Source organism: Terrisporobacter petrolearius, assembly GCF_020748185.1.
GTDB lineage: Bacteria > Bacillota > Clostridia > Peptostreptococcales > Peptostreptococcaceae > Terrisporobacter > Terrisporobacter petrolearius.
On sequence record NZ_JAHZMO010000001.1, the window covers coordinates 187,837 to 207,634 of the forward strand.

Annotated in this window: 20 protein-coding genes; 19 read left to right on the forward strand and 1 reads right to left on the reverse strand. The window is 29.4% G+C overall.

Annotation, left to right across the window (positions count from 1 at the left end; all coding sequences use genetic code 11):
- Positions 1 to 25: 25 nt before the first annotated feature.
- From K0040_RS00900 to K0040_RS00940, 9 genes are all read left to right on the forward strand, one after another.
- Positions 26 to 1,081 (forward strand): protein-glutamate methylesterase/protein-glutamine glutaminase, encoded by a 1,056-nt coding sequence (locus K0040_RS00900; protein ID WP_228107095.1) that lies wholly within the window; start codon positions 26 to 28, stop codon positions 1,079 to 1,081.
- Positions 1,082 to 1,110: 29 nt separating this feature from the next.
- Positions 1,111 to 1,725 carry a chemotaxis protein CheC gene (locus K0040_RS00905; RefSeq protein WP_228107096.1) on the forward strand — a complete coding sequence of 205 codons (615 nt, stop codon included), beginning with the start codon at positions 1,111 to 1,113 and terminating at the stop codon, positions 1,723 to 1,725.
- Between the two features lie 9 nt (positions 1,726 to 1,734).
- Positions 1,735 to 2,214, forward strand: coding sequence for a chemotaxis protein CheD (locus K0040_RS00910; RefSeq protein WP_228107097.1), 480 nt, complete (start codon positions 1,735 to 1,737; stop codon positions 2,212 to 2,214).
- Between the two features lie 21 nt (positions 2,215 to 2,235).
- Entirely contained in the window at positions 2,236 to 2,718 is a 483-nt protein-coding gene (locus tag K0040_RS00915; protein WP_228107098.1) for a chemotaxis protein CheW, read from the forward strand.
- On the forward strand, positions 2,702 to 3,514 hold the full coding sequence (locus tag K0040_RS00920; RefSeq protein ID WP_228107099.1) for a CheR family methyltransferase: 813 nt from the start codon (positions 2,702 to 2,704) through the stop codon (positions 3,512 to 3,514). Before K0040_RS00915 ends, K0040_RS00920 begins: the two co-directional genes overlap by 17 nt.
- Positions 3,515 to 3,590: 76 nt before the next feature.
- A complete protein-coding gene (locus K0040_RS00925; RefSeq protein WP_018589248.1) occupies positions 3,591 to 3,944 on the forward strand; it encodes a response regulator in 354 nt (117 codons plus the stop codon).
- Positions 3,945 to 4,230: 286 nt separating this feature from the next.
- The gene (locus K0040_RS00930) at positions 4,231 to 5,445 is read left to right on the forward strand and encodes a carboxylate--amine ligase (protein ID WP_228107100.1); all 1,215 of its coding nucleotides are present in this window, start codon (positions 4,231 to 4,233) and stop codon (positions 5,443 to 5,445) included.
- A 12-nt stretch (positions 5,446 to 5,457) separates the two neighbouring features.
- A complete protein-coding gene (gene cuyB / locus K0040_RS00935; protein ID WP_228107101.1) occupies positions 5,458 to 6,159 on the forward strand; it encodes a cysteate racemase in 702 nt (233 codons plus the stop codon).
- 46 nt (positions 6,160 to 6,205) lie between these two features.
- Positions 6,206 to 7,720, forward strand: coding sequence for a UDP-N-acetylmuramoyl-L-alanyl-D-glutamate--2,6-diaminopimelate ligase (locus K0040_RS00940; RefSeq protein ID WP_228107102.1), 1,515 nt, complete (start codon positions 6,206 to 6,208; stop codon positions 7,718 to 7,720).
- A gap of 204 nt (positions 7,721 to 7,924) precedes the next feature.
- On the opposite strand, the gene K0040_RS00945 is transcribed toward K0040_RS00940, so the two are convergent.
- A complete protein-coding gene (locus K0040_RS00945) occupies positions 7,925 to 8,326 on the reverse strand; it encodes a hypothetical protein (RefSeq protein ID WP_228107103.1) in 402 nt (133 codons plus the stop codon).
- 105 nt (positions 8,327 to 8,431) lie between these two features.
- Here K0040_RS00945 and K0040_RS00950 point away from each other — a divergent pair, with 105 nt between their 5' ends.
- The 10 genes from K0040_RS00950 (at position 8,432) to trsS (ending at position 19,796) form a co-directional block, all read left to right on the forward strand.
- Positions 8,432 to 11,176, forward strand: coding sequence for a molybdopterin-dependent aldehyde oxidoreductase (locus tag K0040_RS00950; protein ID WP_228107104.1), 2,745 nt, complete (start codon positions 8,432 to 8,434; stop codon positions 11,174 to 11,176).
- Between the two features lie 177 nt (positions 11,177 to 11,353).
- Complete coding sequence (locus K0040_RS00955; protein WP_228107105.1) at positions 11,354 to 13,579, forward strand: pyridine nucleotide-disulfide oxidoreductase/dicluster-binding protein; 2,226 nt, start codon at positions 11,354 to 11,356, stop codon at positions 13,577 to 13,579.
- Entirely contained in the window at positions 13,580 to 13,801 is a 222-nt protein-coding gene (locus K0040_RS00960) for a DVU_1557 family redox protein (RefSeq protein ID WP_228107106.1), read from the forward strand. It abuts the gene before it with no gap.
- Positions 13,798 to 14,430 carry a DVU_1556 family methyltransferase gene (gene trsM / locus K0040_RS00965; RefSeq protein ID WP_228107107.1) on the forward strand — a complete coding sequence of 211 codons (633 nt, stop codon included), beginning with the start codon at positions 13,798 to 13,800 and terminating at the stop codon, positions 14,428 to 14,430. Before K0040_RS00960 ends, trsM begins: the two co-directional genes overlap by 4 nt.
- Positions 14,431 to 14,434: 4 nt before the next feature.
- Entirely contained in the window at positions 14,435 to 14,863 is a 429-nt protein-coding gene (locus K0040_RS00970) for a DVU_1555 family C-GCAxxG-C-C protein (RefSeq protein WP_228107108.1), read from the forward strand.
- 21 nt (positions 14,864 to 14,884) lie between these two features.
- Positions 14,885 to 15,922 (forward strand): XdhC family aldehyde oxidoreductase maturation factor, encoded by a 1,038-nt coding sequence (locus tag K0040_RS00975; protein WP_228107109.1) that lies wholly within the window; start codon positions 14,885 to 14,887, stop codon positions 15,920 to 15,922.
- Positions 15,919 to 17,064: a DVU_1551 family NTP transferase gene (locus tag K0040_RS00980; RefSeq protein ID WP_228107110.1), complete on the forward strand. Its 1,146-nt coding sequence runs from the start codon at positions 15,919 to 15,921 to the stop codon at positions 17,062 to 17,064. Before K0040_RS00975 ends, K0040_RS00980 begins: the two co-directional genes overlap by 4 nt.
- Entirely contained in the window at positions 17,048 to 18,166 is a 1,119-nt protein-coding gene (locus K0040_RS00985) for an aminotransferase class V-fold PLP-dependent enzyme (protein ID WP_228107111.1), read from the forward strand. The genes K0040_RS00980 and K0040_RS00985 overlap by 17 nt, the downstream gene beginning before the upstream one ends.
- On the forward strand, positions 18,159 to 18,443 hold the full coding sequence (locus K0040_RS00990; RefSeq protein WP_228107112.1) for a hypothetical protein: 285 nt from the start codon (positions 18,159 to 18,161) through the stop codon (positions 18,441 to 18,443). The genes K0040_RS00985 and K0040_RS00990 overlap by 8 nt, the downstream gene beginning before the upstream one ends.
- A gap of 27 nt (positions 18,444 to 18,470) precedes the next feature.
- Positions 18,471 to 19,796: a radical SAM (seleno)protein TrsS gene (gene trsS / locus K0040_RS00995; protein ID WP_228107113.1), complete on the forward strand. Its 1,326-nt coding sequence runs from the start codon at positions 18,471 to 18,473 to the stop codon at positions 19,794 to 19,796.
- Positions 19,797 to 19,798 lie beyond the last annotated feature (2 nt).

Genomic DNA, 19,798 nt, shown 5'->3' on the forward strand with positions numbered 1-19,798 from the left:
ACTAATACAAAAGGAGAAAGAGGAAATGGATAAAAAAATAAAAGTATTAGTAATTGATGATTCGATTATATTTAGACGTGTTATATCTAAGTATCTTCAAGAAGATCCAGAGCTAGAAGTAGTAGAAACAGCTAAGGATTCTTATGATGCAAGGGATAAAGTATTACAATATAGACCAGATGTATTAACATTAGATATAGAGATGCCAGGTATTAATGGAATTGAATTTTTAAAGATTTTAATGAGTCAATGCCCAATACCTACAATTGTTATAAGTGGCGCTAATGATAAATGTTTTGAGGCTTTATCGGCTGGTGCAGTAGGCTTTGTAGATAAGCCAACATCAAGTACTATGAACGAATTTGCAATAGATTTAGCTACTAAAATAAAGGAAGCATCAGTAGCTAAATTAGATATAAAAAGTAATATTACAAAGGTTATTAAACCAGTAGAGCAAAAAATAAACTCTGAAAAAACAACTAGGGTAACAAACAATAGTAATCAAATAATTGCCATAGGAGCATCTATGGGAGGGGTAGAGGCAATAGGAAAAGTATTAAAAGAGCTGCCTCTAGGTCTACCTGGAATTGTTATTACACAACATATGCCTCCAGTCTTTACAAAAAGATATGCAGAACGTTTGAACAGAGAGTGCATAATTAATGTAAAAGAGGCAGAAAATGGAGAAATTATATTGCCTGGGAATGCATATATTGCTCCTGGTGGTTTGCAAATGGGTATTATAAAGAAAAATAATGAGTTTTTAATTCAAGTTAAGGAAGGCGATAAAGTTAGCGGTCATTGTCCATCAGTGGATTATTTATTTGAATCTGTGGCAAATGAGGCTAAAGAAAAAGCCGTAGCAGCAATTTTAACAGGAATGGGATCTGATGGAGCAAGGGGATTATTAGAAATAAAAAAAGCTGGTGGATATACTATTGGTCAAAATAAACAATCATGCACTGTTTACGGTATGCCAATGGTAGCAAAGAATATGGGTGCGGTTATAAAGGAAACATCTTTAGATATGATTCCAAACGCAATACTAAATCAACTCAAAAGAAATGAAATGAGAAAATAATCTAGAGATTAGATAGAAAGAGGGTATATATGACAATTACTTGTGATAAATTAAATATATTTCGTGAAATTAGTAATATAGGATCTGGTAATGCATCAACATCATTAGCAACAATGTTAAATGAACTAGTAGATATTGGAATACCAAATAGTGATATGATTGAACTTGATGATATTACAAAGAGTTACGACTCTCCAGAAGAATTGGTAGTAGGAACAGTTTTACAACTTTCAGGAGATATGGAAGGTTTCATCATGGTTATCATGAAAATAGATTCTGCTTTTAATTTACTTTCAAAATTATCAGGAAAAGAAATTAAATATAATAAAGATGATTACGAAGAAATGTGTAAAGAATTAAGCGCCATGGGAGAAATATGTAATATATTATGTGGAACATACTTAACAGCCATATCAGATATGACAAATTTAACTATAACTCCATCTATACCTCATTTTAGTATAGATATGGTAAGAGCAGTAATGAATTTACCAATTTCATTATATGGGTTAGATTTTAGTTCAATACTTTGTATTGAAACAGACTTCTTTACTCAAGACAATGATATAGAAGGAAAGTATTATTTTATTCCTAATGTATCATCATGTACGAAGTTGTTGTCATCTTTAGGCTTTGCTGTGTAGGATTATATAATGGAAATGGTAGGTATAGCAGAGTATAAGATTGTAAAAGAACCACAAAAAATTATGACTATAGGACTAGGATCATGTTGTGGTGTAGTCCTTTATGATGAGATAAATAAAATTGCAGGATTAGTGCATATTTTACTTTCTAACTCTCAAAACGAAAAAATGCTAGTAAATAAATCGAAGTATGCTGATACAGGGATAGTCGCATTATATGAAGATATGAAAAAACTAGGAGCAAATTCTAGATTTATAAGGGCAAAGCTAGCTGGTGGTGCACATATGTTTAACTTTAATAATTCATCAAGTAGTGTATTTACTATTGGTGAAAAGAATGTAAAATCATGCAAAGAGACTTTAGCCAAACTAAATATTCCAATTATATCAGAAGATACATTGGGTACTTGTGGAAGAACAATTGTATTTGACACAAGAACAAATAAATTGCATGTAAAAAGTGTGGGTAAAGGTGAAAAGTTAATTTAATTAATAAGGGGGACAGTATCTATGTATGCAAATGATGTAGAATCAGAAAATAGAATAGATGATTTGTATATGGTTTTCGTCGTGAATAATCAAAAGTACGCACTATCATCCAAATACATTATAGAAATTATAGAAATGTTACCAATAACAAAGGTACCATTCCTTCCAAAATACATGAAAGGTATTATAAATTTAAGAAGCACGATTATTCCGGTCATGGATGCTAGAATGAGATTTGATATAGAACCTATAAGTTATGATGAAAGAACTTGTATTATTATAATTGAAAATAATAATAACAAAATAGGTTTAATAGTAGATACGGTAAATGAAGTAATTCATATTTCGCCAGAAAAAAATATGAATATGGACTCTAATCAAGATGAAGGAAAGAGTAACTTTATAAAATCTGTTAGTGAAATAAATAATGATGTACAATTAATACTAGATTGTGATTCATTAATGAAGATAGTCGAGGAAAATAATTATGCAGTTGAAAGATAGAGATTTTGCAAGGCTGAGAGATTTCATGTATAATAATTATGGAATTAATCTTGAAAATAAAAGGACACTAATAGAAACAAGACTACTAATGATGGTTAAACGATTAGGATTTTCTGATTACAACAGTTATATAGATAATTTGATGCAAGATAAAACAGGTGAACAGGTATCCATATTGGTAGAAAAATTAACTACGAATTATACATATTTTATGCGTGAAGAAATGCATTTTGATTTTTTAAAAGAAAATGTATTAATTCCAAGTTTAAAAAGACCACCACTTGGAGGGTTAAAAGTTTGGTCAGCAGCCTCATCAACAGGTGAAGAAGCTTATTGTATTGCCATGCTAGCGTCAAGTGTTTTAGGCATTAACTCAAGTCAAAGAATAGCTATAACAGCATCTGATATATCAAATAAAGTACTAAAACAAGCTAAAGATGGAATTTACTCTAATGATAAAATAGAAAAATTGCCATCAGCATGGGTACAAAATTATTTTAAAAAAATAGATGAAAAAAACTATGAGGTAAATCCAAATATAAAAAAGTTAGTAGAATTTAAATATTTTAATTTGAATAATAACTTAGGTTGGAGTAAGTCAAAATACGACGTTATTTTCTGTAGGAATGTAATGATTTATTTTGATAATATTACAAATCAAAAATTAATTAATAGATTATATGACTCTCTAAAACCAGGCGGATACTTGATAATTGGAATGTCCGAAAGCTTATCTAATTTAAAGACTGATTTAAAAAGAGTAAAACCATCAGTATATAAAAAAAATAAAGTATAGTTTTTGAATCCTAAAAGAATTAAAATATAAGTATGAGTAAGTTAATAAAATGTATTTGAAACAATGGAGGAAAGTTATGAAAAGAGTATTAATAGTTGATGATGCAGCCTTTATGCGTATGACAATAAAAAATATGCTTTCAAATTATGAGTATGAAATAGTAGGAGAAGCAGAAAATGGTTTAGAAGCTGTTGAAAAATACAAAGAATTAAGCCCAGACATAGTTACAATGGATATAACTATGCCTGAACTTGATGGAATACAAGCTTTGAGAATGATAAAGAAATTAAACCCAGGAGCATCAGTTGTTATGGTATCAGCTTTAGGACAAGAAGCAAAAATGAAAGAGGCCATTATATATGGAGCTAAAGGATTTATAGTAAAACCTTTTAAAGAAGAAATACTTTTAGGTGCACTATCAAAGTTATAAAAAATTATATAAAATAATGTAAAATACATACTATAGGTTGATTTATGAAAATAAGTTGATCTATAGTATTTTTAAAATTCAAATAAAAAAATTTTGATGAAATTTTTACAAGTATATAAATACTAATTATAGATAAATAAAGAAAGAATAATATAAAGTATTGTATTATTCTACATATTGAGATTTCAACATTTAGCTAGATTTGCAAAACCGTCGTTTTTTTGACAGATTGTGAGAAATAAAGTATAATAACCAATGTATTTAAAAAGAATAAGAGGTGGATAAAGTGGAGAAGTTTAAAATTCAACCTGTATTGGTTGGTGGAGATATAAACTGCTATTCTGTAGCTAGAGCTTATCACGAAGCTTATGGAGTAAAGTCCATAGCTTTTGGGAAAATGTTACTTGGAGCAACAAAAGACAGTAATATAATAGATTTTAGAGTAGATCCTAATATGGGTAATAAAGAAGAGTTTATAAAAGTTTTACTAAAAACTGCAGATGAACTTGCTGAGCCAAATAAAAAACTTATAATTCATGGATGTACTGATGAGTATGCAGAATTAATAATAGATTATAGAGATGTATTATCAGAAAAGTACATAGTACCTTATATAGGTGCGAAACTTAAAGATAAGCTAATAGAAAAAGAATTATTTTATAATATGTGTGAAGAATATGGGTTAGATTATCCAAAAACATATATATACAATAAGGGTGATGAAATAGGTGACTTTGGATTTAATTATCCAGTTATATTAAAAGCCTCTGATAGTATATCATTCTTCCAAAATGCTTTTGAAGGAATGAACAAAGCTTATCTTATACAAGATGAAGAAGAATTTAAAAGAGAAATAGCAAAAATATATTCTCATGGTTATGAAAAATCTATGATAGTTCAAGACTTCATACCTGGAGATGACTCCCACATGAGAGTTTTAACTTGTTACTCAGATAAAAATGGAAAAGTTAAAATGCAATGTTTAGGACATGTTTTATTAGAAGAACATACTCCAAAAGGAATTGGAAATCATGCAGCTATAATAACTGAGTATGATGAAGAAGTTATGACTAAATTTAAAAACTTCTTAGAAAGTATAAATTACACAGGATATTCAAACTTTGATATAAAATACGATGCTAGGGACAATAAATACAAAGTATTTGAAATAAATTTAAGACAAGGCAGAAGTAATTATTATGTAACATCTTCAGGAAATAACATAGCTAAGTTTGTTGTAGAAGACAGAGTTAATAACAAAGAGCTAGACTTAAAAATACAAAAAGAACCTTTCTTCTGGAGATGCATACCAAAAGAAGTAGTATATAAATATGTAAAGAGTCAAGAATTAGTAAATAAATGCAAAGAATTAGATGCTGTAGGAAAATCAGCTACATCATTTGGATACGAAGCTGACCTAAAAGGAAACTTCAAAAGGAGATGGTACATCTTCTTATACTATGTAAATCAATTTAGAAAATTCAAAAAATACTGCAAGTAGATTGGTGATAATATGAATAATATAACTGTAGGTGTTTTAGGTGGCTTAGGACCTATGGCCTCTGTGTATTTCTATGAAATGGTAGTGAATATGACAGAAGCGAAGACTGACCAAGAACATGTTGATATGATAATAACAAATAGAGCAACTACGCCAGATAGAACAGCTTTTATCGTAGGAAACTCTGATGAAGATCCATCAAAGATATTAATAGATGATGCAAAAAAATTAGAAAAATATGGTGTAGACTTTATTGTGATAACATGTAATACGGCACATTATTTCTATGAAAAAATAGTTAATGCAGTTAATATACCTTTAGTAAATATTGTAGAGGAAACGATTAAACATGCCAAAGAGACTAATCATAAAAAACTAGGCATTCTTGCCACTACTGGAAACATTAAAACTTGTTTATATCAAAATATGTGTGAAAAGTATGATATGGAATATTTAGTATTAGATGAAAATAAGCAGTCTAGGGTAATGGAAATAATTTACGATAATATAAAAAGTGGAAAACCAGCTGATATGCATAAGTTCAATTCTATTGTAGACTATTTAAAGGAAAATAATTGTGATGGAGTTATTCTTGGATGCACAGAGCTATCTATATTAAAAAATGATAATAAATTAAACGGAGATTTTTATATAGATTCCCTGGAAGTCCTTGCTAGAGAAACTATATTAAGAAGCGGAAGAAAACTAAAATAGAGTAGTGAACCTACTCTATTTTTTAAAATCAGAAAGGAAGTATATTATGAAATTATTTAAATTAATGGAAGATGTAAGTTTTACATCCAACTTACCTTTAGAAAAAATTGATGAGATTGAAATAAAAGATATATCATATAACTCTAGGAGTTGTAAAGAAGAATTTATGTTTGTTGCTCTTGTTGGAGAAACTGTAGATGGTCATAGATTTGTAAAAAATGCTTATGACAATGGAGCTAGAGTATTTTTACTACAAAAGGGAATGGAATCTAGTAAATATGCTATGGAACTTCCAAATGATACAGTAAAATTATTTGTGGAAGATACAAGAATAAGTTTATCAAGAATATCACATAACTTTTTTGGACAACCATCTAACTCACTAAAAGTAATTGGTGTTACAGGAACTAAGGGAAAAACGACTATAACTAATTATATTGCAACTGTTTTAAATGAATCAGGAGTTAATACTGGTGTAATAGGAACAAATGGAACTTTTTTCAATGGAACTTATGAAGCTACAGCAAATACAACGCCAGAAAGCTATGAGTTACATAGAATATTTAGAAAAATGCTTGATAATGGTGTAACTTGTGTATCTATGGAAGTTTCATCTGGAGGAATAATGCAAAACAGAGTGGAAGATGTAGATTTTGATGTTGCCATATTCTCTAATTTATCTCCAGATCACATAGGACCAAAGGAACATCCAACATTTGATCATTATTTACAATGTAAAGCAAGATTATTTAAGATGGCTAAACATGGTATTATTAATATAGATGATGATTATGCAAATGATATAATAAATGCAGCAACTTGTGAAGTGGAGACTTTTGGAATAGAAAATGATGCGAATTTAACTGCTAACAATATAAGATATTCAAAAGAAATAGACTCGCTAGGAGTGAGTTTTGACTGTAATACAAAAGAAGAAACATTCCCATGTTTTATATGTTCTCCAGGAACTTTTAGTATTTACAACGCATTGGCAGTTATAGTAGTTTGTAAATATCTAGATGTGAAAAGAGAGATTATGGTAGATGCCTTAAAAAATGCTAAGGTAAGTGGAAGAGTGGAAGTTTTACCAATACTTCCTTATGCTACAGTAATAGTTGACTATGCTCACAATGGTGTTAGTTTAGAAAATATATTACAAACACTTAAAAACTATGATCATGATAGATTAATATGCTTATTTGGTTCAGTAGGTGGAAGAACTGCAATAAGAAGAAAAGAATTAGGTGACGTTGCTGCTCGTGAGTGTGATTTAGCAATACTTACAGCAGATAATCCGGATTTTGAAGATCCGATGAATGTTATAAATGATATAGCACAGTCTTTTGAAGGTTCTTCTTGTGAAGTAGTAAAAATAGCAGATAGAGAAGATGCTATAAAATATACTATTAGAAATGCTAAAGAAGGAGATATGATAGTATTTGCAGGGAAAGGTCATGAAAAATACCAATTGATAAATGGAGAAAAATTACCTTTTGATGAAATAGCTATTGCAAAAGATGAAGCAAAAAAAGTAATAGAAGAAAAAGAATTATTAGCTTAATGAATAATTTATAATATGAAAATATTAGAGGCATTACATTTATTATGTAATGCCTTCTTTAAATGGGAATATATTGAAAATTATCAAATTTGTGAATGATTTTTATTAATTATTATTTATATAATAAAATAGGCACAAATATACTATAGTGAAATTGATTTTTGAAAATTCTTATGATATCATTAAATTAATTAGAAAACAAAGTTAGTCATGGCATCTTGATTTATTCAATCCTTGACCAGTTACATCAATTATTTTATTTATTGCAGTGTCAGATAAAAATACAATTTCTGATGGTTCGCCTTTCAAATTTTCACCCATCAACTTTAAACCATTAGAGTTTTCTATGTAAGAAATATCTAGATTTCTCCTGAAAATTCTATTAGTAGTCTTATCTTTAACTTCTACAGTAATTTCATCACAACTAATAAAATCTAAAGGAGCATTATTTGGAGCTAAATTTTTGTTGAAGTGTTCTATAAGATAACTTATAGTATAATCCCTCAAAATAATTAATTCCTCATTAGTCTTAGCATTAGATGTAGAGATAAACCTATCAAATATTTCTTTAAAAACTTCTTCATTTAAAACATTATCTTTAATCATAGTAACCTCCAAAATAAGCATTAATTTTGCTAATTAATAAATTTACATAAATTATAGTCCAAGTTTATTAATTTAGAAATAAAAATTTAAAAGGGGGAAATAAATTTGCTACTAAAAAAGGTCCTTTATATTAATGGGGTAAAAAGAACACTACTTGTTAATCCAGAAAGCAGTTTAGCTAATGTACTACGTGAACAACTATTACTTACAGGGTGTAAGATAGGTTGTGGTCAAGGTCACTGTGGTACATGTACTATTATTTTAAATAATAAGGCTGTTCGTTCTTGTATAGTTAAAATGAAAAAAATTGAGGATGAATCAGTTATACAAACAATTGAAGGATTATCAGAAGGTGAAGAGTTACATCCACTACAAGTTGCATGGATGGGACACGGATGTGCACAATGTGGTTTCTGTAGCCCTGGATTTATTATGTCAGCGAAGGTTTTATTAGAAGAAAACCCTTCTCCAACAAGAGAAGAAGTAAGAGAATGGTTCCAAAAACATAAAAATTTATGTCGTTGTACAGGATATAAACCTTTAGTAGATGCTGTCATTGATGCAGCTGCAGTACTAAGAGGTGAAAAGAAAGTAGAAGATTTAGTTTTCGAACCTGTAGGAAATGAAATATTAGGAACTAAGTATATTAGACCTTCTGCAAAAGCTAAAGTAACTGGTACTTGGGATTTCGGTGCGGATATGAACTTACAAATGCCAGATGGAACTTTAAGATTAGCTTTAGTTCAAGCTGAGGTTTCTCATGCAAATATTAAGGGAATAGACACTTCTGAAGCAGAAAAAATGCCAGGTGTTTATAAAGTAATAACTGCTAAAGATGTTAAAGGTAACAATAAGATAAACGGATTAGTATTCTTCCCAAGTGCTAATAAGGGAGATGGATGGGATAGACCAATTCTTTGTGATGAAAAAGTATTCCAATATGGTGACGCTATTGCATTAGTAGCTGCTGATACTGAAGAGCAAGCTAAAGCTGCTGCTAAAAAAGTAAAAATAGATTTAGAAGTGCTTCCAGCATATATGAGTGCACCAGAAGCTATGGCTGAAGATGCTATAGAAATACATCCTGGAATTCCTAACGTTTATTTTAAAACTGATTGTAAAAAGGGTGAAGAAACAGCTCCATTAATGGAAAAACTTCCCAATGTAGTTGAAGTTGAATCTTATTGTAGCCGTCAACCGCATTTACCTCTTGAACCAGACTGTGGTCAAGCGTACCAAGATGAAGATGGTAACTTAATTATAAACTCTAAGAGTATAGGAATCCACTTACATCATGCAATGATTTGTACAGGTATAGGTATTGATCCAGAAAAATGCTTCTTAGTACAAAATCCAACTGGAGGAACTTTCGGATATAAATTCTCTCCAACTATGGAATCTATGTTAGGTGTTGCTTGTTTAGCTACTGGAAGACCAGTAACATTAAACTATACTCAATATCAAAATATAACTTACACTGGAAAGAGGTCTCCTGCATTCATGAAAATAAAACTTGGTGCAGATGAAAATGGTAAAATACTTGCTCTTGAAGGTGAAAACTATATAGATCATGGCCCATATTCAGAATTCGGTGACTTATTAACTATGCGTCTTACTCAATTCGTAGGTGCTGGTTATGGAATACCAAATATAAGAAACACTTCTTATACTGTATGTACTAACCATGCTTGGGGTAGTGCATTTAGAGGATATGGTGCTCCACAAAGTTTTATGGGAACTGATACTGCTATAGATGTATTAGCAGACCAAATGGGAATGGATCCATTTGAATTAAGATATATAAATGCATATAGAGAAGGAGATACTACTCCAACTGGTCAAACTCCAGAAGTATACTCTATAGTACCTATGATGGATAAATTAAGACCATTATATGAAGAAGCTAAAGTAAGAGTTAAAGAAAATTCTACTGATAAAGTTAAACGTGGTGTAGGTATATCTATAGGTGTTTATGGATGTGGACTTGATGGTGCGGATTCATCTGAAGCTTATGCTGAAATAACTCCAAAAGGTGTAACTATTTACAACTCTTGGGAAGATCATGGTCAAGGTGCAGATATAGGAACATTAACTATGGCTCATGCAACTTTAAAAGAAGCTGGATATAAACCAGAAGATATTAAATTAGTAATGTGTGATATGCGTCAAACTCCAAACAGTGGTCCTGCTGGTGGAAGTAGATCTAATGTTGTTACAGGCAATGCTACTAGAATAGCAGCTGAAAACTTGTTAAAAGCACTAGATAAAGGCGATGGAACTTATCGTTCTTACGATGAGATGGTAGCTGAAGGTTTACCAACTAAATATGTAGGTAAATGGGTTGCGTCTATGTGTTCTGATTGTCAAATAGAAAATGGTCAAGGAGCACCATTTAGTAACTATATGTACGTTGTTAATATGCCAGAAGTTGCTGTTGATATGGAAACAGGCAAAACAAAAGTTGAAAAATTCACTTGTATAGTTGACTGTGGTAAGATAATTAACAAACTTGTTGTTGATGGTCAAGTTTATGGAGCATTAGCACAAGGTATAGGTCTTGCATTAACTGAAGACTTTGAAGATTTAGAAAAGCATACTACGTTAGTTAAATGTGGTATACCACAAATAAAAGATATACCAGATGATTTAGAAATACATTATGAAGAAGCTGAAAGACCAGATGGACCTTATGGGGCTTCTGGAGTAGGTGAAGGTCCATTAGCTGCACCTCACCCTGCTATACTAAATGCTATATTTAATGCTACTGGAGCTAGAGTAACTAAAGTACCTGCAACTCCAGAAGTAGTTAAAGCTGCACTAGATGAATTAGCAAGTGGAGCAAATGCTTAAATAAGAAGTAAATATAAAAGAGTAATTTTATGATTGTTGCTCTTGTTTAGTCAAATAAAAGGGCTTAACCTTAAGTATATTCTACAAGAGTTTAAGCCTTTTTTTCATATAAGGAATCTCAAGGAAGCAAATTTTTTAATACAAATAATAGATATATTTTTTTAAGGAGAATAGACTATGGATAATCTTAGTCAAGATAAATTAAAAGAGTTAGAAAGCAAATGTATTCAAGAAGAAGATCCTTGGTGTAATGCCATGTGCCCAATTCATATAGATGTAAGACAGCTATGTAAACTAGTTGCCCAAGGTAATTTTACTGAAGGTAGAAAAATTTATGAAAAAAAAGTTGTTTTTCCAAACATAATAAGCAGAGTTTGTGAAGCAAAATGCAAAAGTCAATGTAAAAGAAAAGAATTAGGAAATTCCATAAATATCAGACAGCTTGAATTAGCTTGCATGAATTATGGGAAAGAAGTAAAGGCCAGGGTTTTATTAAAACCTAAAAAGAAAGAGAAAGTAATAATATTTGGTACTAGTTTAAGTGGATTAAGCTGTGCAGTAGAATTAAAAAATAAGGGTTATTTTGTTGATTTACATGAAAGTGAAGAAATTTTAGGAAAAAATATATATGAAAATTATAAAGATGTATTAGAAGAAATTCTTATAAAAAATGATTTACAAAAAGTTGAAGATTCAGGAACGAAGATTTATATTAATTCCTATTTTGAAAAAGAAAAATTAAATGAATATAAAGAAGAATATGATGCATTAGTATTTGATGGAAACATTTATAAAGAATACTTATCTTACAATATGATAACTTTACAGCATGAAAATGATAAAGTTTTTTACAGTCCAATGAATGTTTCAGCTGTGGAGTGTATAAGTTTAGGTAAAAGGCTTTCAACATCTATAGATAGATATTTACAACATAGTAGCATGACTCAAGGAAGAGAAAAAGAAGGAGTTTTTCAAACAAAATTATATACAAATTTAGAAGATGTAGATATTGAATGTGAAACAATTCCTAGTAACAAAAAGTTTTATACAGAGGAGGAAGCTATAAAAGAAGGACAAAGATGTATTGACTGTAACTGCCTTGAATGTGTAAAAGGCTGTGAATTTTTAAAACACTATAATTCTTATCCTAAAAAAATGGCAAGAGAAGTTTATAATAACTTATCCATTGCTTTAGGTAACAGAACTTCAAATAAAATGATAAATTCATGTAGCCTTTGTGGCCAATGTAAAGCTATTTGTCCAGGAGGATTAGATTTAGGAGAAGTTTGTGAATATGCAAGAAATCAAATGGTAAAAACAAATAAAATGCCTCCATCAGCTTTCGAATTTGCCATGGAAGATATGGAATTTAGCAATAGCGAAGAGTTTTTTACGGTTATAGAGAAAGATAATCTAAATTATGTGTTTTTTCCTGGGTGCCAATTATGTGCATCTGAACCTGATCTAGTAAAAGTAATTTATAATGATTTGAACGATAAATTAAAAAATGAAGTTGGATTAATTCTAGGTTGCTGTGGAGTAATAGGAAAATGGTCTGGAGAGGAAGACAGGTTTTATGAAGAAATAAAATTAATAAAAAATACATTGGAGAAAGTTAATAATACTATTCTTATTACAGCTTGTCCTACATGTTATAAAATTTTCAGTTCGCATCTAGAAAGTGTAAAAGTTAAAATGATTTATGATTATATTGATGATAAACAACTAAAATTTATTGGAAATAATAATGATATATATATAGATGATCCATGCACTGTTCGATATGATGACAAATTACAAAGTCAAGTAAGAGAAATAGCAAAAAAACTTGGATTTAATCTAATAGAGTTGGATTATAGCAGAGAAATAACTACTTGTTGTGGATATGGTGGACTTACTTGTTTTTCTAACAAGGAATTAAAGGAAAATATAGTTTTATCAAGAATTAAAGAAAATAAACTAAATTATTTAACTTATTGTATAAATTGTAGAGATAGTTTTTTAAGCCAAAATAAAGAAGCAAAACATATTTTACAATTTATATATAATTTTGATGGTAAAAACAAAAAACCTAATATTTCTGAAAGAAGATACAACAGAGTCCAATTAAAATTAGATTTAACACAGGAAAAAGATAAGACCAATAATTACAAAATCAATTTAATTATGAGTGATGATTTGAAAGAAAAACTAGAGGATAGAATGATTTTATATAAAGATATTGAAGACACAATAAAAAATGCTCAAGAAACTAATGAAAAATTCATAAACAAATCAAACAATCATAATTTGGCTTATTATAGAATAAAAAACGTTACATTTTGGGTTGAGTACACTATTGAAGGAGGAAAATATTTAGTTTATAACGCATATAGTCATAGAATGAAGATAGAGGTGAATTAAATGAAAGAAAGTTATGATAATTTTTATGATTACTCAAGTGAGTCCATGATTTGTGCCAAATGTAATGTGCCCCTTGAAAGGGGAAAAGTAACTCTAGAATATTTAGGCAGTAGTTTTCCTGTTGAGCTACCTAAATGCCCTAAATGCAATAATGTATTTATAGACGAAAGTCTAGTATATTCAAAAATGCTAAGAGTTGAAAAGGCTTTAGAAGATAAATGATAAATAAAAGAGATATATTTAGCCTAGGCGGCCTAAATCTTGTAAATGAAATGATAGAAATGTACAAGACAAACGAGGACGTTAAAATATTAGATGTAGGTTGCGGAAGTGGGTATTCTGTAAACTATTTATCTGAGAAGGGATTTGATGCAACAGGAATCGATTTCTCTGAAGAAATGATTAATTTAGGTAAGGAAAGATATAAAGACATTAATATAAAAGTAATGGATGCAAATAATCTTGATTTCACAGAAGGTTATTTTGATTTAATTTTATTTGAATGTAGTTTATCAGTTATGAAAAATCCTGAACAAATATTAGAAAGTTGTAAAAAGCTTTTGAAAAAAAATGGAATAATTTTGCTAAGTGACTTTTTCTTTAAACAAACAAACCTATATGATGACACATATACTCTTAATTATTGGAATAAATTGTTTGCAGATTTAAATTTTCAAACTATCATATTCCAAGACAAATCCAAAGAATGGAAAAATTATCTTGGAATGGTTCTTTGGGAATATGGAGAGTTGTCAGGATTACTTAGAGGGAATCAAAATAATAAAATAAATAATGATATATTAAAAAAAGAAACGGGGTATTTTTTAGTAATACTTAAAAAAAGGGATTGATATTATGGATGAATTATATATGGAAATGCTGGAATTATCATCTAAGGGGTATTATTGCAGTCAGATCCTAATGAAGATTATTTTAGACTTAGAAGGAAAAGAAAATCCTGATTTAATTAGGGCCATGGGAGGATTAATAGGAGGTCTAGGTTTTAATCAAAAAATATGTGGAGCTTTTACAGGAGGAGTTTGCATATTAGGTTACTTTGCTTCAAAGGGTGAAGATGAAGAAATAGAAGATGAAAATCTAAGCATTATGACAAATGAATTAATAGAGTGGTTTGAAAATGAGGGTAGTGACAACAAGGGAATAAACTGTGGGGAAATATTAGATGGGAATTTTGATAATAAGTCAAAAATTTGCCCTAACTTAGTATTAAATACATTTGAAAAAGTAGTTGAAATACTTAATAAATATGGTTATGAGTTGTAATTAATAAAGGGAGAAGAGTTGATGAACATATATGAAGAAGGCTTAAGCCTTTTAAGAGATAAGAAGAATTTTGTTTTAGCTAGTATAGTGAGTAGTACTGGTTCCACACCTAGGTCAAAAGGGACTCAAATGATAATAAGAGAAGATGGTTCCATATTCTCCACAGTAGGAGGGGGAAAAATGGAAGCATCTTGTATTGAAAAAGGTGTGAATTCAATTAAAAATAAGGAATCTTTTATTTACGAGTTTAATTTAGATAATAAAGATGCTAACAAATCAGAAATGGTTTGTGGAGGAAATGGAGAAATTCTTATAAATTATATGGACTGTAACGACAATAATAACTTATTAATTATGGAAAAAGCAGCTGAAGCTATAAAAAATCACAAAAAAGGATGGATAGTTACAGTCTTAAGAAAAAATAAAAAAGAAATGCTATTTGTTGATGATAAAAATAATCTTATTGGACAATACTCAGGAAGCGAATTAATGAAAAATAAATTAGAAAATGGCATAGAAAGATTAAGTATTCACTCTGATGCTATTGATGATGAAAAAATTGTTGTACAAAAGGTTCATACCATAGGAAAAGCTTATATATTTGGAGCTGGTCATGTATCTAAAGAAACAGCAGCAATTTTAGATATAATAGAGTTTGAAACTATAGTTTTAGACGATAGAGATGAATTTGCAAATAAAGAAAGATTTCCAAACTCTGAGACTATTGTATTAGATAATTTAGAAGAAATAAGTGATTTAGGAATAGATGATGATAGTTATATTTTAATAATTACACGAGGACACTTATATGACTATAACGTGCTCAATTGGGCATTAAGAACCGATGCATATTATATAGGAATGATAGGAAGTAAATCTAAGATTAATATGACTTATGAAAAACTTAAGAAGGATGGTTTTACAGAGGAAGATTTTAAAAGAGTTCATGCTCCAATAGGAATAAAGCTAGATGCAAAAACCCCAGGAGAAATAGCAGTAAGCATAGCAGGTGAGCTTATAAATGAAAGGGGAGCAAAAGAAAGAAGATTGGAAAAATGAATATAAGTGGATTAATTGTTGCTGCAGGTTTATCTTCAAGAATGAAAGATTTTAAACCTTTAATGAAAGTAGAAAATAAGCCACTTATTATAAATACAATTAATAGCTTAAAACAAAGCGGCATAGAAGATATAAATATTGTTGTAGGTTATAAGGGAGAAGATATAGAAAATTGTGTGAAAAATCAAAATGTAAATATAATTTACAACAATAAATATGAAAGTACCTTTATGTATGATTCATTTAAACTTGGACTAAATAAAATGAAAAATAGTTGCGATGCTATTATATTTTTACCTGGAGATGTAGGTTTTGTATCGAAATATACAATAGACTTATTGATTCAAGAAATAAGTAAAAAAGAAAGTAAAATTGTTTATCCCGTATATAGAAATATCATAGGACATCCACCTATAATAAGTTGGAAATGTTTTGATTATTTGTTAAGCTACAATGGAAAAAATGGATTAAAAGGTGGACTAGACTATTTTGAAAGAGAATCTAAAGAAGTAGATACTCCAGATAAATTTATATTATGTGATATGGATTATAAAGAAGATTTTTATAAGGTGAAAAAGGATTTTGAAAATAGGCAATATTTATCTTATGAAGATTGTATTTATCTATTATCTTATTTCAATGTACCAAAGCCTATAGTTAAACATAGTATAAAGGTGAAACAAATATGTGAAGATTTAAGTCGCTTAATCAACAAGGAAAAAGAAATTATCAATATCAATTTAATTAATTCAGCCGCTATTTTACATGATATAAAAAGAGAAGAAAAAAATCATGAAAAGGTAGGGGCTGAGTTATTACATAATTTAGGATATGAAGAAATTGCCAGTATTGTAAAGAGCCATATGAGACTTGAAGAAGAAATGGAAAATTTAATAAATGAAAATACTATTTTGTATTATAGTGATAAATTAGTAGTAGAAGATGAATTTTCAGATTCAGAAAAAAGATTCAAAATGAAATTAAATAAATATAAAAATGATAAAGAAATTAAAAAAAATATAATTAGAAAATATCAAATAACCCTTAAGATAAAATCCAATATTATTTCAATAATTGGTAAAAATGAGTATGAAAAATTGGAGAATAAATGGAGGGGGAACAAGAATGATTTATTTAAATAATGGAGCTACATCTTGGCCTAAGCCCAAGTGCGTTTTTGATGCTATGCAAAAGGCATTAAATGAATTGCCGTGTAGCGCCCACAGAAGTGGATTTGATGAAGAAGACAATTGTAACTGTAGGCAGCTATTAGCAAGATTACTTCAAGTGGACAATCCTAATGATATTGTCTATGGTAGTAATGCTACATTTGGACTTAATTTAGCCATACAAGGATTTGAGTTTAATGAAGGAGATAAAGTTTTAACTACAGCAGCAGAGCATAATTCAGTACTAAGACCACTGTATTATCTTCAAAAGAAAAAAGTTATTGAATATGAAATAATTGATGTAAATGAAGAAGGAAGAATAGATTTCCACTTGTGGGAAAAAACAATTAAAGAAATACATCCTAGAATGGTTATATTTACACATGCATCCAATGTAACTGGAGCAATTAACGATGCAGAAAAATTAGCTGTTATTGCGAAAAAATATAATTGTGTAGTACTTCTAGATGCTTCTCAAAGTTTAGGTTTAGTAGATGTATTGCCACAAAAGTGGGATATAGATATGGTAGCGTTTACAGGCCATAAATACTTGCTTGGTCCTCAAGGAACAGGTGGCCTTTATGTATCACCTAAAATCAAATTAAATCCTGTTTTACAAGGTGGAACGGGAATATATAGCGATGAAAATACAATGCCAGAAGAAATGCCTTTGAAATTAGAAGCGGGAACACCAAATGATATTTCATTTAAAGGCTTAGAAGAGGCTTTAAGATGGAGTTTTAAAAATCCTTTAAATAAAGATAGTATAGATTATTTAGTTAATAAAATAAAAACAGAATTGAAAAAAATTAATGTTAATGTAATAGACGTAAGTGGAGAAATAACTCCAGTAATATCATTTACTATGGAAGATTACAGCGTAAACGAAGTAGGAGAAATACTTCAAATGAGCTTTGACATTATATGTAGAAGTGGACTTCATTGTGCACCTTTGATTCACAAATGTTTAAATACATCACCAAGTGGAACTGTTAGAATTAGTTTATCCAGATTTACTACAGAAGAAGAGGTAGATTATTTTATTAGTTCTATAAAGGATATAATAGATGGATAAGTTTAAAGTAAAAAAAGTTGATAATTGCTTTAAAAATAGTCAAACGTATGAGTATAAATTAAATGTGGAAATAAACACAGAATTTCTTGAAAAGTTCCAAGGCTTAGGTAAACTAGAGATAAAAAATTTTAGACGACCAATTTTTATGATTGATTGTGAAAATGAAAATAAAATTAAAGGAGTTATTAATTCTAAGATCATAAGAGTGAGTTTTCCAGATTATGTATATGAAGAAAGAAAAGAAGCTTTTGAAAAATTTTTAAATGAACTTTTATAGTCATAACATATTGCTAGGGGGTAAACTATGGGAAGAATATTAGGTCAAGTGGAGAGTTTATGTCCTTATTGTTTTAAAAAAATAGTAGGACAAAAAGTAGAATATGAAGATCAAGTATATTTGGAAAAATCTTGTGAAGAACATGGATTTTTTAAAACACTAATCTGGGAAGGAAAGGATTACGAAACTTGGAGCGATGTGGAAAAATTTAAAAAGCCTAATGTAGTAAGTAGTGAAGTAAATAAGGGGTGTCCCTATGATTGTGGCATCTGTAGTGAACATAGACAAGAAACTTGTTGTGTATTACTGGAAATAACAGATAGATGTAATTTAAAATGTCCCATTTGCTTTGCTTCATCCAATGAAAATATAAAGGAAGATGTAAGTATAAAAAGAATTAGTGAATACTATGATTATTTAATGGCGTGTGGAGGTCCTTATAATATTCAGCTATCAGGAGGAGAACCAACTCTTAGAGATGATTTAGATGAGATAATTAAAATTGGAAGAGAAAAAGGTTTTACCTTTTTTCAATTAAATACGAATGGTATTAGAATTGGAGAAGATGAAAATTATATAAAAGCTTTGGTCCGTGCAGGATTAAATACAGTATTTTTACAATTTGATGGTCTTAGTGATGAAGTATATTATAAACTTAGAGGTAAAAAATTACTTAGAATAAAACTAAAGGCCATAGAAAATTGTAAAAAAGCAGGAGTAGGAGTAGTTCTTGTTCCTACCATAATGCAAGATGTAAATGTTAATCAAATAGGGAAAATCATTAATTTTGCCATAGATAATATGCCTGCCATAAGGGGAGTACATTTTCAACCAGTAAGCTTCTTTGGAAGGTATGAAAATAGAGATGAAAGCTATAGAATAACAATTCCAAAAATGTTAAGAGAAATAAAAAAACAAATGAAAGGTAAGATGAAAATAGAAAACTTTATGGGTGGTGGAGCAGAAAATTCATACTGTTCCTTTCATGGAAATTTCATAGTAAATGAGGATAAAAGTTTAAAGCCTTTAGGTAGTAAAAGTAATTGTTGTTGCAAACCAACTTCTTCAAAACAATCTAGAGAGTTTGTGGCAAAACAATGGTCAGCTGTAAAAAATTCCTCAAATAAAAAAGATGCTAAAAATAATTTTACAAAGTCTTTAGATGATTTTCTAGATAGATTTGATAATTATACTTTGGCCATATCTGCCATGCTATTTCAAGATGTATGGAATGTGGATTTAGATAGGCTAAAACAATGTTATATACATGTAGTAAGTGAAGATATGAAACTTATACCTTTTTGTGCATACAACTTAACAAATATAGATAATAAAAGTTTGTATAGGAGATAATG

What these genes read in the sequence shown, in the direction of transcription:
- K0040_RS00955 (WP_228107105.1), top strand. Translation starts at nt 11,354, where the DNA reads ATGGATAATCTTAGTCAAGATAAATTAAAAGAGTTAGAAAGCAAATGT.
- K0040_RS00975 (WP_228107109.1), top strand. Translation starts at nt 14,885, where the DNA reads ATGAACATATATGAAGAAGGCTTAAGCCTTTTAAGAGATAAGAAGAAT.
- K0040_RS00910 (WP_228107097.1), top strand. Translation starts at nt 1,735, where the DNA reads ATGGAAATGGTAGGTATAGCAGAGTATAAGATTGTAAAAGAACCACAA.
- K0040_RS00970 (WP_228107108.1), top strand. Translation starts at nt 14,435, where the DNA reads ATGGATGAATTATATATGGAAATGCTGGAATTATCATCTAAGGGGTAT.
- K0040_RS00945 (WP_228107103.1), bottom strand. Translation starts at nt 8,326, where the DNA reads ATGATTAAAGATAATGTTTTAAATGAAGAAGTTTTTAAAGAAATATTT.
- K0040_RS00905 (WP_228107096.1), top strand. Translation starts at nt 1,111, where the DNA reads ATGACAATTACTTGTGATAAATTAAATATATTTCGTGAAATTAGTAAT.
- K0040_RS00940 (WP_228107102.1), top strand. Translation starts at nt 6,206, where the DNA reads ATGAAATTATTTAAATTAATGGAAGATGTAAGTTTTACATCCAACTTA.
- trsS (WP_228107113.1), top strand. Translation starts at nt 18,471, where the DNA reads ATGGGAAGAATATTAGGTCAAGTGGAGAGTTTATGTCCTTATTGTTTT.
- trsM (WP_228107107.1), top strand. Translation starts at nt 13,798, where the DNA reads ATGATAAATAAAAGAGATATATTTAGCCTAGGCGGCCTAAATCTTGTA.
- K0040_RS00925 (WP_018589248.1), top strand. Translation starts at nt 3,591, where the DNA reads ATGAAAAGAGTATTAATAGTTGATGATGCAGCCTTTATGCGTATGACA.
- K0040_RS00960 (WP_228107106.1), top strand. Translation starts at nt 13,580, where the DNA reads ATGAAAGAAAGTTATGATAATTTTTATGATTACTCAAGTGAGTCCATG.
- K0040_RS00985 (WP_228107111.1), top strand. Translation starts at nt 17,048, where the DNA reads ATGATTTATTTAAATAATGGAGCTACATCTTGGCCTAAGCCCAAGTGC.
- K0040_RS00915 (WP_228107098.1), top strand. Translation starts at nt 2,236, where the DNA reads ATGTATGCAAATGATGTAGAATCAGAAAATAGAATAGATGATTTGTAT.
- K0040_RS00980 (WP_228107110.1), top strand. Translation starts at nt 15,919, where the DNA reads ATGAATATAAGTGGATTAATTGTTGCTGCAGGTTTATCTTCAAGAATG.
- K0040_RS00900 (WP_228107095.1), top strand. Translation starts at nt 26, where the DNA reads ATGGATAAAAAAATAAAAGTATTAGTAATTGATGATTCGATTATATTT.
- K0040_RS00920 (WP_228107099.1), top strand. Translation starts at nt 2,702, where the DNA reads ATGCAGTTGAAAGATAGAGATTTTGCAAGGCTGAGAGATTTCATGTAT.
- K0040_RS00990 (WP_228107112.1), top strand. Translation starts at nt 18,159, where the DNA reads ATGGATAAGTTTAAAGTAAAAAAAGTTGATAATTGCTTTAAAAATAGT.
- cuyB (WP_228107101.1), top strand. Translation starts at nt 5,458, where the DNA reads ATGAATAATATAACTGTAGGTGTTTTAGGTGGCTTAGGACCTATGGCC.